Origin of the sequence: Candidatus Weimeria sp. HCP3S3_B5 (assembly GCF_052064335.1) — a bacterium.
Lineage (GTDB): Bacteria > Bacillota > Clostridia > Lachnospirales > Lachnospiraceae > Weimeria.
Window position 1 is genome coordinate 1 of the sequence record NZ_JBQHVU010000006.1, and the last position, 16456, is coordinate 16456.

At 48.3% G+C, this 16456-nt stretch carries 14 protein-coding genes; all 14 read right to left on the reverse strand.

The genetic code is table 11. The features are described 5' to 3' along the window. Nucleotides 1-94 precede the first annotated feature (94 nt). Complete coding sequence (locus tag ACTNCK_RS04150; protein ID WP_441081131.1) at nucleotides 95-628, reverse strand: ComF family protein; 534 nt, start codon at nucleotides 626-628, stop codon at nucleotides 95-97. Then, nucleotides 609-2879 (reverse strand): SF1B family DNA helicase RecD2, encoded by a 2271-nt coding sequence (gene recD2 / locus ACTNCK_RS04155; protein WP_441081132.1) that lies wholly within the window; start codon nucleotides 2877-2879, stop codon nucleotides 609-611. The genes ACTNCK_RS04150 and recD2 overlap by 20 nt, the downstream gene beginning before the upstream one ends. Beyond that, complete coding sequence (locus ACTNCK_RS04160; protein ID WP_441081133.1) at nucleotides 2863-3255, reverse strand: hypothetical protein; 393 nt, start codon at nucleotides 3253-3255, stop codon at nucleotides 2863-2865. Before ACTNCK_RS04160 ends, recD2 begins: the two co-directional genes overlap by 17 nt. Before the next feature lie 14 nt (nucleotides 3256-3269). Next, a complete protein-coding gene (locus ACTNCK_RS04165) occupies nucleotides 3270-4094 on the reverse strand; it encodes a flagellar hook-basal body protein (protein ID WP_441081134.1) in 825 nt (274 codons plus the stop codon). Between the two features lie 21 nt (nucleotides 4095-4115). Continuing rightward, nucleotides 4116-4922, reverse strand: coding sequence for a flagellar hook-basal body protein (locus ACTNCK_RS04170; protein ID WP_441081135.1), 807 nt, complete (start codon nucleotides 4920-4922; stop codon nucleotides 4116-4118). Nucleotides 4923-5025: 103 nt separating this feature from the next. Beyond that, nucleotides 5026-5673, reverse strand: coding sequence for an HAD hydrolase-like protein (locus ACTNCK_RS04175; RefSeq protein ID WP_441081136.1), 648 nt, complete (start codon nucleotides 5671-5673; stop codon nucleotides 5026-5028). A 17-nt stretch (nucleotides 5674-5690) separates the two neighbouring features. Then, a complete protein-coding gene (gene murI, locus ACTNCK_RS04180) occupies nucleotides 5691-6545 on the reverse strand; it encodes a glutamate racemase (RefSeq protein WP_441081137.1) in 855 nt (284 codons plus the stop codon). After that, the gene (locus ACTNCK_RS04185; RefSeq protein WP_441081138.1) at nucleotides 6545-7720 is read right to left on the reverse strand and encodes a D-alanine--D-alanine ligase family protein; all 1176 of its coding nucleotides are present in this window, start codon (nucleotides 7718-7720) and stop codon (nucleotides 6545-6547) included. The genes murI and ACTNCK_RS04185 overlap by 1 nt, the downstream gene beginning before the upstream one ends. Nucleotides 7721-7747: 27 nt before the next feature. Beyond that, nucleotides 7748-9331: a Mur ligase family protein gene (locus ACTNCK_RS04190; protein WP_441081139.1), complete on the reverse strand. Its 1584-nt coding sequence runs from the start codon at nucleotides 9329-9331 to the stop codon at nucleotides 7748-7750. Then, on the reverse strand, nucleotides 9325-10098 hold the full coding sequence (locus tag ACTNCK_RS04195) for an alpha/beta fold hydrolase (protein WP_441081140.1): 774 nt from the start codon (nucleotides 10096-10098) through the stop codon (nucleotides 9325-9327). The genes ACTNCK_RS04190 and ACTNCK_RS04195 overlap by 7 nt, the downstream gene beginning before the upstream one ends. Before the next feature lie 8 nt (nucleotides 10099-10106). Next, nucleotides 10107-11348, reverse strand: a complete 1242-nt coding sequence (locus ACTNCK_RS04200) for an ABC transporter substrate-binding protein (RefSeq protein WP_441081141.1) — start codon at nucleotides 11346-11348, stop codon at nucleotides 10107-10109. Nucleotides 11349-11464: 116 nt separating this feature from the next. Beyond that, the gene (locus ACTNCK_RS04205; RefSeq protein WP_441081143.1) at nucleotides 11465-11608 is read right to left on the reverse strand and encodes a hypothetical protein; all 144 of its coding nucleotides are present in this window, start codon (nucleotides 11606-11608) and stop codon (nucleotides 11465-11467) included. Nucleotides 11609-12377: 769 nt separating this feature from the next. Continuing rightward, nucleotides 12378-13550, reverse strand: coding sequence for a glycoside hydrolase family 10 protein (locus tag ACTNCK_RS04210; protein ID WP_441081144.1), 1173 nt, complete (start codon nucleotides 13548-13550; stop codon nucleotides 12378-12380). A gap of 11 nt (nucleotides 13551-13561) precedes the next feature. Further along, nucleotides 13562-16348, reverse strand: coding sequence for an N-acetylmuramoyl-L-alanine amidase (locus tag ACTNCK_RS04215; RefSeq protein WP_441081146.1), 2787 nt, complete (start codon nucleotides 16346-16348; stop codon nucleotides 13562-13564). Nucleotides 16349-16456 lie beyond the last annotated feature (108 nt).

Consider the following 16456-nt stretch of genomic DNA (forward strand, 5'->3'; position numbering starts at 1 on the left):
AAACAGAGTCATGCCAGGAATAGACATAACCCTGTTTTTCTGATATTTCTCAAGTTTGGATAAGCTCAGTCTGAGCCGATTTTGTTAATATGATTTACTGTGAATGGTAACGTGAAAGCCCCTTCATAGGGGGCGTCTTCCTGACGCGTTCCAGTGCTTCTCTTACCGGTATTCCGGTTTCCGCCGAAAGGGCTTTCGCGAATACACCAGCCTGGTTGAAACCCCTTCTTCTCTCCTTTGCCGGATACATTGGCACAGGCACAATCATATCAAATCCCATCCCCTCGAACCAGCTGCCCCACAGATCCAGTGCATCCCTCGCAAAAGCCTCGGCAGCAGAATACCTTCCTGAATACTTGAATCGGTACATTGCCTCCCTCATAGGGCCGTCATATACATAGACTGACCTCCCCTCTGAAAACAAATGCTTTTTACTCCTGCAGTCATCGCAGAGTGCCCTGGTCTCATCCGTAAGAGTCCTCCCGCATTTGACGCAGCAGTTTTTTGTAACTCTTATTACCAGGTCATTGCACCCCCTGCAGAAACCCTCCTCATCAGGAGAGAACACCTGATCACATGCGCCGCATCTCGGCGGAAAAAGTATTCTCCTAAACCTTCCTATCCTCAAGTCCCATCGCCTCCCTTATCCTTTTGCAAAGACCGCTTTGACGCTTCCTCTCACGGTCGTTTTTTTCCATATTGAAAAAGACCTTTTCATCACCGACAAGTATTACACTTTTCTTTGCTCTTGTGACCGCTGTATATAAAAGGTTCCTGTTGTAGAGTACCTCCGGACCGGACAGAAGCGGTATGATCACAGCCGGATACTCGCTTCCCTGTGACTTGTGGATAGTCATCGCATAGGCAAGGGAGAGATTATCAAGCCTATCATATGGATAATAGACATTATGGCCGTCATCAAACCTAATAAGCATCTCCTTTGAGTAATCGTTTATCTCTGCTATCCTTCCCAGATCTCCGTTATAGACTCCCTTCCCCTTCTCGACAGCGACTCCGTACTTATCATCTCTCTCCCAGTCCATCTCATAGTCATTCTTCGTCTGCATCACCTTGTCGCCGACCCGGAAAATGTCCTCGCCGACAGTCTTCTCGTCACGGCTCTGCGACGGCGGATTCAGCTTGTCCTGAAGTATCCTGTTCAGGTTTTCAACCCCGCACAGTCCCTTCCTTGTTGGTGATAGCACCTGTATATCAAAGATATCCGCTCCTACATACTTCGGCAGATTGCTGTGCAGAAGCCAGAGGATAGTAGAGATTATGTTTCTGGCGTCATACCTTTTCAGGAAGAAGAAGTCCCGGCTTTGTTTATCTATATCCACCGGCTCGCCATTCTTTATCCTGTGAGCGTTAAGGACTATATCTCCGCTTTCCTTCTGCCTGAAAATATTGGTAAGCCTTACCACAGGAAAGGCCTCCGAAGCAATCAGATCCTTCAGCACGTTTCCCGGTCCTACCGACGGCAGCTGGTCTGCATCCCCTACAAGTATAAGCCTCATATCATCTGTCACAGCCCTTAGAAGCGAGTAAAAGATAGTTATGTCCACCATTGACATCTCATCTATTATAACTGCATCGGCCTCTATAGGGTTATCCTCGTTCCTTGAAAACATCCCAGGATTTGATCCAGGCCTGTCATCATCCATAGACCCGTTATTTTCCACCTCCAGCAGCCTGTGGATGGTCATTGCATCCCTTTCGACTGCCTGGCTCATCCGCTTGGCAGCCCTGCCTGTAGGTGCAGCAAGGACAACTGTCTTATTCTCCATTTCAAAATATCTGATTATAGACCTGATCGTCGTCGTCTTTCCTGTTCCCGGTCCTCCAGTAAGGATCAGGATACCGTTCTCTGCCGCCGCCCTTACCGCCTTTTTCTGCTCAGTGTCAAGCGTCATCTCCTCCTCTGACTCTATCTCCGATATAGCGTCATCTGCTGCCTTAGTACCATCCTCATAGCTCTTTCTCATGGCAAGAAGCTTTGATGCGCACCTCATCTCCATCCTATAGATCGGATACAGATAGGTCTCGTCACCTGATGCCTTTATCCTCCTGTCCATGGTCAGTGAAAAGATCTGGTTGTCTATCATCTGCTCAGGTACATTCAGGAGCTCCATCGCCTGCTTTTTCAGATCTGCTGTAAGCAGATAGGTATTACCCGCTGTAAGCGCCTCTGACAGCACATATTCTATACCGGCTCTGGCCCTTTCCTCGCTCTGGAGTGAAAATCCCGAGGCCAGGGCTATCTTATCTGCGCTGCGAAAGCCTATTCCATCCACCTCCTCAGCAAGCCTGTAGGGATTGGCCTTTATCACAGATACTGCATCCTCGCCGTATTTATTATAGATCTTTAATGACATGCCTGCTGTGATCCCGAATCTTGAGAGGGCAAGCATGACCATCCTCTGGGCGCTCTTCGCCCTCAGATCCGCTGAAATCTGCTCGGCCCTGCTTTTGCTTATTCCCTTTACCTCAGCCAGCCGCTCCGGCTGTGTCTCAAGTATCTGGAAGCTCTTGTCCCCAAATCTTTTTATGATCCTTGATGCGAGTGCCGGCCCTATTCCCTTTACCGCACCGGATGACAGATATCTCTCAAGCGATTCAGTATCTGTCGGAGCTACCTCCTCGTACTCCTTCATCTTTAGCTGTCTGCCGAAGCTCTCGTGATTGACGAAATCGCCTGTTACCCTCAGATTTTCTCCGGCACTTACCGACGCAAAAATGCCTACACAGGTTATCTCATAGGGATCATCAAGATCCTGATCCGATACCGCTTCCTTTGGTATCAGCACGAGAACCGTGTAGGCATTATCTTCATTTCTATAAATGATCTTATCTACGCATCCTTCAATCGTTACCATCATCAGTTATTCCGTACTCCAGCTTCATATGGTCTACCATCTGGTCCGTAAAGCTGTCTCCGTAGTTGTCAACTATCTGCTCTGCAACACTTGATATAGCCGAATCCATATACATATCGGACATCTGACCTGCCCATCCGTCTGTATCGTCGTCCGACTTTAATGCATCATTCGACTTCTTTACCTCCTTTATCACCTGCTCGACAAAATAGGTCTCGAATGATTTCATAGCACTCTTAAGGTCACTTGTAGAAGAATTCCTGCTAAGAGAGGAGGCCTTCCTTGTGATGCTTCCTGTCTTATCAGAATCATAAAGCCCCATAGCCTGCTGGCTGGCTGCATTCAGATATGAAGATGTGATATCAGCGCTTACTGCCATAGCCTATCCTTTCATCAGCGTCTTAGATTATTGGCTGTCTCCAGCATGGAATCAGAGGTCGTTATAGCCTTTGAGTTCATCTCATAGGCTCTCTGCGAAACTATAAGGTCTACCATCTCATCTGCCAATGAGACATTGCTGCCCTCTATATATCCCTGATTGACCGTGCTCTTTATGATATTAAGCCTTGTAGTACGCTCATTTATAGCATTGCCGCTTGCTGCAGTTGCTCCCCAGAGATTGCCTCCCTCCTCGGAAAGCCCGTTTGCATTGGAGAACTGCCAGAGTCCTATGCTCTGTCCACTGGCCTGATACTTACCGTTGGCCAGCTTGTAGCTTATGGCTCCTGTGTCTGGATCTATGACTATCTTTTCTGTTGAGGCAGAAGCCGGGACTGTGATCCTTCTTCCCCTGCTGTCAAGTATACGAAGTCCGTTATTATTGGTAAGGACCCTGCTTCCGTCGCCGTCAACCGTCCAGTTGAAATCTCCGTCCTTTGTGTAGTAAGTCCTCCCGTCTGCACCCTGGACTCCGAAGAAGCCGCTTCCGTCTATGAAGCAGGCGCTGGGATTGTCACTTGCCTGCTGGATACCGGTAGAGAAGCTTGTCTTTGTAGCCGCTACCCTGGTCCCTAATCCGACCTGGGCCTGAGTAGGCTTTGGATCGCCATTTGCCGAGGTCGTAGGACTCTGCAGGTTCTGATAAAGCAGTGACTTGAACTCTGTGGTCTTTGACTTATAGCCTACTGTATTTACATTTGCAAGGTTATTTGAAATCGTATCGACCGCAGTCTGCTGGGCCCTCATCCCGCTCGCTCCGGTCCATAATGCTCTCATCATGATTATATGCCTCCTGTGCTATCAGCTTATCGAGCCTACCTGTGATGCTGCAGATTCAAGCGTTTCATCCTCTGCCTGTATCATCTTGGCTCCTGCCTCATAGGCTCTCTGGATCGTGATCATTGATACCATCTCATCGACCACATTCACATTGCTCATCTCAAGAGCTCCCTGCTCTATCCTGTATCCGTTTCCTCTGGTGACCGTTCCGCCGTTCACGAGATCATATAGATTCTCGCCGTAGTGAGCCAGATAATCCGTATCATTCACATCTACGACTCCGACCTGATCGACCGCCGTACCATTCTGCCAGATCCGTCCCTCAGGGTCCACTGTATAGCTCTGCATCGGATCTACCCTGACAAAATTCTGCTCCGAAACCCTGCCTGTAGTCGCGCCGTTCATATCGAGCAGATAATCTCCGTTTCCTGTCCTGAAATATCCCTGATTATCTACTGTAAACTGTCCATCCCTTGTGTACTTGACTGATGAATTCCCCTGCTTGTCCGTATAGGCTATGGCAAAAAATCCGTCGCCTCCGATTGCAAGATCTGACTTCTCATCTGTGACCTTGAGACTGCCCTGGCTGTAATCCGTATAGGTCTCTCCGACCTTGTCTCCCTGCTGGATATCTCCTATCCCCTGGGCAAACATGAAATTGCCGGAATCCTTTATACGCAGTGCCAGCTGCCGCCTGAACGCGGCATTAGTCGTACCTTCCTTCTTGTATCCGGCTGTGGTGGCATTTGCAAGATTATTGCTCATCACATCGAGCCTTCTCTGCTCCTCTACCATACCGGTGTATGCTGTATATAGTCCTTTTACCATTCTATCACCACTTTGCGCAAATTGTCTGCTATGATTTATATCGGCAGTTTTGGGGATATTATAACATAGTTGGGAGGATTAGTATAGTAAGGTCCGAGGGGCCCTAGTCCCTGAGTACCTCCCATACCTCACCCGCTACCGACGCCACATATGTCGGTTCTGCCTTCTCAAGGCTTGATAAGTCGCCATATCCATATGTCACGGCTATCGAGTCTATGCCTGCCCCGACTGCTCCGTCGATATCGAAATGTGTATCGCCTATCATTATGCAGTGATTACGGTCAAGAGAATAACGGTCTATGGCGCGCTCTATCAGGCGCTTCTTGTCTGATGACGGGTCACAGGGGTCAGGTCCTATCACATCAGTAAAATATCTGTCAAGGTCGAATTTTTTTATTATCTGCTTAGCAGAGGCCTCCACCTTTGAGGTGATCACGTAACATGAAATCCCTGCCTTCCTGCATGACGACAAAAGCTCCACAATTCCATCATATATTGTCACGTCATACATCTTGTCCGTCTCATAGAGCCGTCTGTAGATCCCTGTAGCCTTCCTTGCTTCATCCTCCGACATTCCGTACAGAGTCTGAAAGGAGTCCATAAGAGAGGGTCCGACAAATTTCCGGAGCTTCTCCTCCGGCTGATCTTCATATCCAAAAAAACGCAGCGAATAAGCCGCACATTCCATTATAACCTTCCCCGAATCGGTAATGGTACCGTCGAGGTCGAAAAAAGCTTCTGTATATTTCATAGTAGTTAATGGTAAGATCACCTCTCACCTAGCAACAACTTCCTGCAAAGCCCTATCATCCTCTCCCTGTCGCTGGAGGAATTTTCGAACGTGACTCTTCCCAGTATCTGCTCGTCTGAAAGTGGGCCTGTCTGTCTCTTTTCCGGGAGAAGAAGATCTGCAGCGAAAAGCCTGCGGCGCATCTCGCGGGCTGTCCCGTTGGCTCCGTCGAATACTTTTGTACCGCCTCCGAGGGCGATCTCTATCTGGTCAGCTACAAAAGGGTAATGAGTGCAGCCAGTCACAACTGCATCCACAGGGCCGTATTTGCCACCCGGTGCATAGTCTAAAAGCAGGTCGTTAAGGAAATCCTGGACCTCCCTGGTCCCGGCCTTTCCTTCCTCTACGAATTCCATAAGTCCCGGGCAGGCAAGCGGATAGACCGTTGCCTCCTCACCGTACTTCTTCAGAAGGTCCTGAAATTTCTCCTCGGCTATAGTCATAGGAGTCGCCATCACAAGGACCTTTGGATGATCCATGAAGGATACGGCAGGCTTTAGAGCCGGCTCGATACCCACTATCGGGATCTCAGGATACTCAAGCCTAAGCTGCCTGACTGCTGCAGAGGTGGCTGTATTACAGGCGATACAGATCCCCTTGGCTCCTCTGTCTATAAAATTTTCCACATGGTCCTTGGTAAGGGTCAGGACCTCATATCTCGATTTCGTGCCATATGGAGCATTGGCGGAATCCCCATAGAAATAAAACCTTTCCTGGGGCATTACCCTGACAAGCTCCCTCAAGACCGATATGCCTCCGACGCCTGAATCAAAAACCGCAATCGGATGGTTTCTTTTGTCGGTCTCGCCTATTGCCTCAAATATCTCAGCCATTATTTTACCCCCTTGGCACCTCCGAATGATGCACTGCTAAGGATATTGGTATCAAATGTAAATGTAAGATCCTGATACTTTCTCGCACGCTTCAAGGCCATCTGGATCAGCTGGTCGAGAAGCTCGCTGTACTTAAGGCCTGCAGGCTCCCAGAGATAGAAGGACAGGGAACCCGGTATGGTATTTATCTCATTGAAGTAAAGCTCATTATTTTCCTCGTCTATCATGAAGTCGATACGGGCTACTCCGTTACAGCCGAAAGCCTTGAAGGCACGGACCGCATATTCCTTTATCTTCTCAGTCATATCTGCCGGAAGATCTGCAGGTATCTTTCTCTGGACTGAGGCCATTCCCTTTGAGCCTCCCTTTCCGCCGCTCTCATACTTGTCCTTATAGGAAAGGATATCCTTTGTATGGAATGGTTCCTCAAGCACTGAAGCCTTTGCTCCCGAATCGTCCCCTAAGACAGAGCAGTTTATCTCCTTAAGCTTCTCGATCCCGTGCTCTACGAGTATGATCGAGGCATAGGTAAAGGCATCATCAACAGATCTGGTAAGCTCCTCCCTGTTGCGGGCCATGGAGATGCCTACTGATGAGCCTGAATTTACCGGCTTTACTATTGCAGGGTAGCCGACCTTCTTCTCTGCCGTATCAAGAAGCTTTTCCATATCGGCATAATCATCCTCATGGAAGCAGACGCAGTCAAGAACAGGAATGTCGACATCCTTAAGCACGCACTTTGAAATATATTTGTCCATACCTACGGCCGAGGCTGTCACATCGCATCCTACAAACGGGATCCCAAGCGTCTTTAAGAATCCCATAAGAGTGCCGTCCTCCTCATTGGTTCCGTGAACGACAGGAAAGGCCACATCGACCTCTATATCCTTCATGCCGCCGAAACGCTTCTTAGGATACGGAGAAAGGACTACCTTATCCCCCTCATTTACCCATACTACCTTCTGGGATCTGGCAATAAGGGAATCAATATCCTTATAGGCCTCTATCTTTCCTATGTCATCACCTACATAGAACTCATTGTGCTTGGTGATATATACCGGTATGGTCTCATATTTTTCCTTATCGATATTCATAAGAGCCTGGATACCCGAGATGACCGATACCTCATGCTCCACGCTCCTGCCGCCGTACATGACTGCTACTCTGGTCTTCATTTCCTGTTCCTTTCTGTAAAACAACCATCAATATGCATCCGGAAGATCATTCTCAAGAAGAATATACTTAGCTCCCTCGCCGGTGATACTGTAGGCATATTCCATTGCCCCGTTCAGATCGTCGAATGATCTGATATCCTTCTCGTCAAAGCCCGCATCAAGTGCGCCCTTCCTGATCGGATCTGTATGCTTTCTCCTTCCGACAAGTAGGATATGATCGCAGTTTACCGCTGCGTAGGTTCCGAATTTGTAATTATAATCGGCTTCCTTTCCGCCAAGCTCCACCATTCCAGGCGTCACAAGGATCCTTATGCCGTTAAACATATGGAGCGTCTCAACCGCTGCCTTTGACCCGACCGGATTCGAATTGTACGCGTCGTCTATTATAGTCACATCTCCGCGGTTTATCAACTGCAGGCGGTGAGCCACAGGCTCGATCCGCCTTACCGGAACACGCAGGGCCTCCAGAGGGATTCCCTGCTCATGAGCCACAGCTATGGCTCCGCAAACGTTTATGACATTATGCTCTCCAATAAGCCTCATAGAAAAGCGGGCTGTCTCTCCTGAAGGAGCGGTCATAGTAAACTCTGTCCCCATAGGAGATAGCTTTACCTCTGATGCATGATATCCCATATTATTCTTATAGGAATAAAATATTACTTTAAGCCTGTCTCCGTACTCTCTGGCCTTATTCACCTCGAATTCATTATCCGCGTTCAGATATATCCTTGCCCCATCCGGAAGGGCGTCAGCCAGCTCGAACTTGGTCTTTATTATATTCTCCTGAGTATGAAAGGTCTCAAGATGCTGGGGACCTATGCTTGTGATCACCCCTTCTTTTGGAGGAAAAAGGTCACAGATCTCCTTGATATCATGCACATGTCTGGCTCCCATTTCGCAGAGAAAGATCTGATTGGACGGGCGCATATGCTCTCTTATAGTCCTTACTACTCCAAGGGTAGTATTGAAATTACCCGGAGTGATCAGCACATCGTATGAATCCTTGAGAAGGGTATGAAGGTAGTACTTCATAGAGGTCTTGCCATAGCTTCCGGTGATTCCTATCGTCCTGATACCAGGATTCTCTCTCATGATCCTTCTGGCATCGTTTATATAATACCGCCTGATGCCGGCCTCGATCGGAGCATTGATGATATTTGCAAGCATCAGGAGCTCCGGAAGGAAGGAAAGAATGGCAAGAAGGCAGATAAGACATTTGTCTCTTGATAATATGCAGATCAGGACGGTCACTATAACAAATGTGACGCAAAGCCGCTTTACCCTTGCAGTCATGACAAGCTTTTTCTTTGTCTCGCTCCTCCAGTAGAGGAGAAAGGCTGCAATGGACGCCCACATCCAGATCATCAGCGCTATCAGACATACAAGCCTGGCGGGAGGAGCCTTAAAAAGAATCAGCAGGACAAAAAATCCCAGATATGGCCAGAGGAATCGCTGCCTGGCTGCATTTTTTTCAAGCCAGTGAAGGAACTCGCTGTTACGGTATCCGTTCTGCTGGAACATCTGCAGGTTGTAGTGGATTCCGGTCACTATCACAGGAATCGACAAAAGCATGGCAAAAATCATCAGGATCCTATCGATTTGAATCAACATAGAAAACTCCTTAATATGTCCCTGAATTCCTGAGGCTTTCTCAGAAATGAGAAATGATCTGTCCCGGTAAGCACATGAAGATCCGCGCCCGGGATAAGCTTCTCCATATCCCTTCCATCGGCAAGAGGAGTAGCGGTATCGAGATCACCCCAGATCAGACAGGTCCTGTAATGGATATCGGCAAGACGATAGGTCAGATCATTATTTACCGCACGCACCATGCACTGCTTCATCATAGGGCTTGAATTCCTGTAATCAGCGGATCCCTGCTGGCCCTGCCAGATATCGACGGCATCCCTGAAGAAAAAATATACAGGCGGAAAATGGAAAAGATTCCTTTTGAAATGATAAAAGGCTATGCTTCTCTTCTGCTTAGGGGTTTTCCTTCTCTGAATACCGGCTGCATCTATAAGCACAAGTGAGTCTATCTCAAAGGTCAGCTCCTCCTTTGACAGCGAGGACAACCATATCATTATCCTTCCACCGAAGCTGTGGCCGATCAGAGTAGTCTTTTTTATTCCAAGCGCCTCGATGAAATGTGAGAACCATACTGCAAACTCCTCTATGCCCCAGGGCTCGTTTGGCTCGTCGCTGTCGGAAAAGCCCGGCAGATTGAACTGGACTACCCGGTACTGATCGCTTATATCCGCTGCAATGCTGTCATAGAGCTTCATATCGGTCCCCCAGCCCTGAAGGATCACAGCGTATCTCCTGCCCTTTCCGCTTATTTTATACCTTATATTAATGCCATCTATCGTTGTTTCCATTGGAAAAATTATCCCTCTGTGCCTTCTATCCTTGTAGTATTGCTGCCCGGAGTATAGTCCTTAAGATACTCGCTATATTCATGAAATGATTTCCCGAAGGTAAGACCAAGCTTATCAGCATAGTCCTTGTTGTAGAGCTTTACAAAGGATGTACGGCTCCTGTACTGATAAGGAAGATCAGATGCCTTCTCTCCTCCGGAAAGGACCCTTACGGCCATCTTTCCGGCCTGATATCCGCTGTCATAAGGATCGCTCCATAAAGTCACAAGGGTCTTTTCTCCTGCCTCATGGTCTCCTCCAAACGTAGAGACTCCTGCCTTTTTCGCAGCCTTTACTATATCTGATATCTTCCCGCTGCAGGAGCCTCCGGCTATATAAAGTGCATCATTCTGCTTTACTGCTGCATCAATTATCTTCTGATCCGATGCATCAAGAAGTGACTTTCTGGCTGCCTTTTCCCATTTAAGAAGTCTGGCATCGTCATAGTCCGGATGTATATGCTTTGCAAAGCCCTCTGACATCTGAGGCACTGTCGGATCTATTTCATCAGAATTCCTGATCGAATTAAGCAGGGTAGCTGAGCTGGTATCCGTCTTGTCAGTAAGAAGGGATCTGTATACCTTGCTCGGAAGTATATACTCCCTGTATTCTATGCCTGCCTGGGTAAGGAAATTCTCAAGGGTCCTGTCAGACTTTACGACATCGGTATCATCCGGTGAATAAATAATACCGACTGATTTCAGGTCTGGTGTCGCCTCTATAAGCTCTGAGAGCTGATCGCTTACATATGGATTGGAGCTGATACCGGTCACATTGATCCCTGTCTTACGGTCATCCTTATCCTCAGGCTCTTCCGTGCCTGTCGCGCGGAAGATATCCTGTACGTTTACTGATATTATAGAGGCGTCCTTATCATTTTTTAGTGCGGCATAAGCCGAGGAGAGTGAAGACTCGCTCTCTGTAAGGATCAGAGAATCTCCCTTTTCCCTGAGCTCATTTACAGCATCGCTCTCATCACCCTTTGTCAGATGAACCGTATCTATTTCTATATGGTCACTTCCAAGCATATCTGTAAGAGCATCCTTAAAGCCCTGCTCAAGGTCAGAATTCCCTGATTCGGAAACTATCCCCGCCTTATAAACGGTCTGTTCCTCCTTGTCTGACTTTGTACTGCTACCGCCAGAACAGGCTGTGGCAATGAGTGCAGCTGCAAGACAAGAGTTAAATATTGGTAAATACCGAAGTTTCATTCTTAAGATCCTTTGCTATCTTATGGTTTTCATCCATCCTCCTTGTGATGGAATCCATATCGTTTACAAGGACCTGAGTCGAATCAGCTGCCCCTGTAACTCCCTGAGCTCCCTCCTTAATCCATTACTGAAGCGTTTATCTGCTTCACCATCTGGTCGATCCGCCCGAAATGGTCATCTCCTTTGTCGCATCTCATGATGCAGACGAAAAGCTCACATCGCTTTTTGAGCTCTTCTTCGCCGGATCTCCCCCGTTTCATCCGCACAGCATAAGCGCCGCGATCGGAGGGATCACGGCTATTGATCTATTAATACTCATCTTTTCTACCTCCTGCAAAAAGCATAATTATTTTTTAGTATAGCACAAATCGGGAGGTTTTGCAGACGATTATTGAGTTTTAACAAAAAGGTGCGAGGTGTGAGGTGTGAGGTCTGAGGGCCGAGGTGTGAGGTCTGAGGTGCGAGGTCTGAGGGCCGAGGTGTGAGGTCTGAGGTGTGAGGTCTGAGGTGTGAGGCCGAAAGCATAGAGATGAAGACGAGCGAAGGCGAAGTCTGAATCCTATGCGAGGTCGTTCTCTGAGGCTGAAAGTTTCGAGATGAGAGCGAGCGTAAGCGTAGCTCGAATCCGAAACGAAGCCGTTCTGTGAGGCCGAAAGCTTGTAGGCGAGAGCAAGCCAAAAGCGCAGCTCAAGCCACAAGCGAGGCCGCTGTCTGAGATTAGCAAGAACGAGTCGAAGACGAAGTTCGAGCTTAACGAAGACAGCTTCCTTGTTAATGAGACCGAGCTGATAAGCGAAGATCGAACCTAGCGAAGAGAACTTCCTTAGTAAAATAGGTCTGAGGTGTGAGGTGCGAGGTCCGAGGTCCAAGGGCCGAGGGTTTAAGTCTGAGAATCGAGTGTTTGGTAGAAATAACAGGTATTAACTATACCCTAATCCCTCTCGCCTCTAACCTCTCACCTCTCACCTCTCACCTCTCACCTCTCACCTCCCACCTCTCACCTCTAACCTCTCACCCGAAAAACCCCTACTATCCCACAATCGACTCATTAAGATACCCAAGCTCATCCTCTGCCTTACCTATATATAGGAATCTGGCTGAGAACAGCGAATATCCCTTGCATCCTGCCTCTTTCAGAGCCTCATACTGGTCTGCCAGATTGGTATCGGAGCTCTTCCAGCCCTGATCGAGGGCGTTGGCGTAGCCGCATCTGTAGAGTGCGAGTGCGATATATTTTACCTTTCCCTTTTTGTCAAGGGACTTTGAGGTAAACTGGCTCAGGCGGTCAGAAAACATCGTGGTGCCGCCCTTTTTACCATAATCATCTGTCCAGTAGATCTGCGGCATTATGTAATCCACATATCCATCAACGGATGCCCAGGTCTTTACATCGGCTCCTGATGCCATATCATTATCCAGATTGCCCTGAGGAGAGATACCGAATGTCGCATTCTTATTGCGGGCCTTAACTGTGGAATAAACCTTTCTTACAAGCTTATTTACATTGGCGGCCTTCTTTGCCCTTGGAAGCTTGGCTGCCTGGGCGGTGGAAAGAGTCACCTTCTTCTTTGAATCATTCCAGTAGCCATTTGTCGAATGATAGAAGTAATCGTCGAAGACCACTCCGTCTACTCCGTAGGCCATGACCTCATTTACTGCCTTTACCACCCGGTTTATAGATCCTGATGCCTGCGGATCGAGGAAATACATGGTAGGGTATTTGCTCTTGTTATTTCTGTAGCAGCGGTAGGGATTCATCCAGGCGATAAGGTCCACATCGTTCTTATGTGCCTCCTCTGTCATTACAGAAAGAGGATCGAATTTCAGTGTCTTCTTTGCTGCCGCTGTGTTTTTACCATTTCTTGCCAGACTGCTGACATAGGGAGACAGCTCCTTCATAGCAGGAAATGTGGAGCTCCTCCAGGCTGCGTCATCATTTGACCTGACCTGCATATAGATGGTATTCAGCTTGTACTGCTTCATCCGGCTTATGAACCTGTCGGCATTTTTCCTAAAGACTGTCTCGCTGTCGGTCGAGAGGCCGATACCGGAATATCCATAATCATAGACAGAAAGCCAGACCCCGCGAACCTCCTTTTGTTTATCTGCTGCAGTGCTTTTCGCAGAAGCACTCAGGCCAGTAAATGCTGCCATAGTAAGAGCAGCTGTAAGAATTGCAGCTGTTATTCTTTTAAAAAGCATCAGAACTCCTTTCAGCTCCTTAGCATCGGTTCTATATAATCGCTTATCAGGCTGTAGCCGTAATTATTCGCGCTTGCCCAGCCCTTGCTTGTGAATGCACCATCAGCCTCCCCCGTAGTATAGTGATTATCCTTTATTCCAAGCCACTCCACATATGGAGCATATCCTACCAGCCAGCTTCCGGCTCTAGGATCCGGGACCACGACAGTTCCTATATTCGGATAATCCTCTACCGCAGTCACATGTGAAAAGGACGGAGCTTTTCCATCATTTGATGCATAGAGGCCTAAATGAACTGCCTGAGCCCTTATGCCTACACGGACTGCATCCGCTGCCGCAGCCTCTGGGCTGTCATAGCCTAAGGCGCTGTAATAAAGTGAGGCATATCTTACAAAGTCAATTCCCGGATTACCGCCTCCTGTGGCTCCGATCCCGCCGAAATTGCACTGAGCTGCAGATACATCGCCTCCGAACTTCAGAAAACCTGTCTCCTTACAGATCTGTCCGAAAAGGACCTCTGACTTTATCCCTGCCCTTGTGGCCTCCTCATAGACGATCCTTGTGAAATCATCTATAGAAGGAGCACCATATGATGAATAAACATCTGACGGATAGGTAAAATTCCTCGATGATACTTTTGAATTATAGTAACGGGCCATCTGGGCCGGCTGGGCAGACGAGGCTCCCTTTACGGCATAGGCTGTGGTGCCGCTTGCCGGAGTGCTTCTGTTCCCGAAATAATTCTTGCCGTTAAACCTCCTGAAGGGACGGATCATATAGGTATATGTCGTCCTTTTCTTGAGGCCCTTTGCTGTATAGCTGTTCCTGTCTGCACCGCTTACAGAGGTGATCCTCTTTCCATTCCCATCAAGAATCTGGTATCCGCTGACATCATTCACCGGAGTCCAGTGAAGAGCCAGTGAGGTCTCTGAGGCCGGAGTCACATAATCCTTTTCGTCGGCATCATAGTCCGTTCTGTCGCCTGATGACCTGACAGGGGTATATGCACTCCGCCACTGTACTGACAGGGAGCTCATGTAGGCTGATACAGAAGCAGAGGTCTCTGCCGGATCAACAGGAGCTGTGACATTGGCAGACATAGATGTGCCCTGGCTTGTCGTTTCAGTATTCTCCGAAGGAGTCTCCTCCTGCGGCGTCGTAAATGTGACGACGTTCGAATAACTGCTCCAGAAGGTCTTTTTCGTATCGTGAAGGCCCTTTCTGAAGAAACGCAGCCTGTAGCTGTATGTGGTGCCAGCAAGGAGATCAGTATCTGTATACTTAAGCTCTGCTCCAGGTGCAGCCTGGAATACTCTTTCGTAGCTTCCCTCCCCGGCCTTTCTGTATATCCTGTAGGTGACATCAGGATCAGCCGACTTGTCCCAGCTGAAGGAGATGCTCTTATTATCTGCTGCTGCGCTTCCAGTAAGCGTGCCGATAGGATCAGAGTCAGTTGTCACGGATACACCCGGACTCTTATAGGTGGACCATATGGTCGAGCCATTCATCTTGTAATAGGCCTTTACGCAGTAGGTATAGCTTGTATTCTTTGCTACCGTCTCATCGGTATAGGTCGTTGAATTGTGCTGTATAGTTGTGACCTTCTTGAAGCTTCCGGTGGTCTTTCTGTAGACCCTGTAGCCGGTAGCATTCGGATCCTTCTCCCAGGTCACCTTTACTCTTCCGAGTCCATTATCAACAGCGCTCTTTGCCTCAAGGTCCTTTTTAGGTATAGTGACCTTCAGCCCCTTCTTGTCATAGCTGTCAGGTCTGCCATAGTTATTTCTTGCTATAACAGTATAATAATATGTCTTTCCGTATGAGCCAGTCTCATCTGTATATTCAGTCCCGGCCGTGCGTCCTATTTCCTTATAGCTGCCTTTGGCTCCTGTCTTTCTGAAGACCAGGTACTCAGAAGCATTGGCTGCCTGCTTCCAGCTGATCTTGACCTTGTTGGCCTCCCCTGTGTGAGCCGCAAAAGTAAGCGTAGTCACTCCCGGGAGCTGCTCACTCCCGTCAGAGAGTGTCAGGTCAAAGGACTTGGCAATCGCATCTGCGTCTGCAATTCCCATGGCCTCGGTCTTGTCATCTGAATTGAGGAAGTTCTTCACATCGCTCTTGCTTGAGATAAAGGCGCCCTCTATTATGATTCCCGGTATATGATGAAGCTTCGATCCCCTGATTACAGCATAATAATCGGCTATGCTACCGTCAGGATACTTGCTTCCTGCCGAGGAATTCTTCGAATGGAAGTTACGGCTGAATAGTCCCAGATCAATAAGGCCGTCAAGGACATTCTCCGCCATCTCTGCCCCCTTGCTGTGGGCCTTGCTGTCATAGCTCGCGTTCGGATACCAGACCTCGGCTCCGTGGGCGCTGGCTCCAGCCGAATTCAGATGAACCGATACAAAGGCATCCGCCTTCACCGAGGCTGCATAGTCAGTACGCGCCGTAAGTCCCACATAGTAGTCCTCGCTCCTTGTCATATAGACACGGACATTTCTGTACTGGGAGAGGCGCTCTGAAAGGGCGCTTGCTATATCGAGATTCAAGTCCTTCTCCTTATAGCCATTGCCGACTGCTCCGCTGTCCGAACCTCCGTGTCCAGGATCTACTACTATCACTGTATCATTCGGATCGGCTGTCACCGGATCATAGGGCGTACCATATGGATCCGTGGCAGCTCTTGCCTCCGTCTCACCAGGCATTCTATTATTCAAAAGCCCACCGACTCCGCTGAAGGTCGTCATCGTTACTGCAGCCGCAATGAAGGCAGCCGCTATCTTTTTCTTCTGCAAGATCATTCATTCCTTTCGCTATAAATTTGTCGTAACAATAATTTAACATAAAACGGCTGCAAATGACATATTTAACAAGAAATTTCACCGAAAACAAGGACGGATTAT

What these genes read in the sequence shown, in the direction of transcription:
- ACTNCK_RS04210 (WP_441081144.1), bottom strand. Translation starts at nt 13,550, where the DNA reads ATGCTTTTTAAAAGAATAACAGCTGCAATTCTTACAGCTGCTCTTACT.
- ACTNCK_RS04170 (WP_441081135.1), bottom strand. Translation starts at nt 4,922, where the DNA reads ATGGTAAAAGGACTATATACAGCATACACCGGTATGGTAGAGGAGCAG.
- murI (WP_441081137.1), bottom strand. Translation starts at nt 6,545, where the DNA reads ATGGCTGAGATATTTGAGGCAATAGGCGAGACCGACAAAAGAAACCAT.
- ACTNCK_RS04175 (WP_441081136.1), bottom strand. Translation starts at nt 5,673, where the DNA reads ATGAAATATACAGAAGCTTTTTTCGACCTCGACGGTACCATTACCGAT.
- ACTNCK_RS04165 (WP_441081134.1), bottom strand. Translation starts at nt 4,094, where the DNA reads ATGATGAGAGCATTATGGACCGGAGCGAGCGGGATGAGGGCCCAGCAG.
- ACTNCK_RS04185 (WP_441081138.1), bottom strand. Translation starts at nt 7,720, where the DNA reads ATGAAGACCAGAGTAGCAGTCATGTACGGCGGCAGGAGCGTGGAGCAT.
- ACTNCK_RS04190 (WP_441081139.1), bottom strand. Translation starts at nt 9,331, where the DNA reads ATGTTGATTCAAATCGATAGGATCCTGATGATTTTTGCCATGCTTTTG.
- ACTNCK_RS04195 (WP_441081140.1), bottom strand. Translation starts at nt 10,098, where the DNA reads ATGGAAACAACGATAGATGGCATTAATATAAGGTATAAAATAAGCGGA.
- ACTNCK_RS04160 (WP_441081133.1), bottom strand. Translation starts at nt 3,255, where the DNA reads ATGGCAGTAAGCGCTGATATCACATCTTCATATCTGAATGCAGCCAGC.
- ACTNCK_RS04205 (WP_441081143.1), bottom strand. Translation starts at nt 11,608, where the DNA reads ATGAAACGGGGGAGATCCGGCGAAGAAGAGCTCAAAAAGCGATGTGAG.
- ACTNCK_RS04200 (WP_441081141.1), bottom strand. Translation starts at nt 11,348, where the DNA reads ATGAAACTTCGGTATTTACCAATATTTAACTCTTGTCTTGCAGCTGCA.
- recD2 (WP_441081132.1), bottom strand. Translation starts at nt 2,879, where the DNA reads ATGATGGTAACGATTGAAGGATGCGTAGATAAGATCATTTATAGAAAT.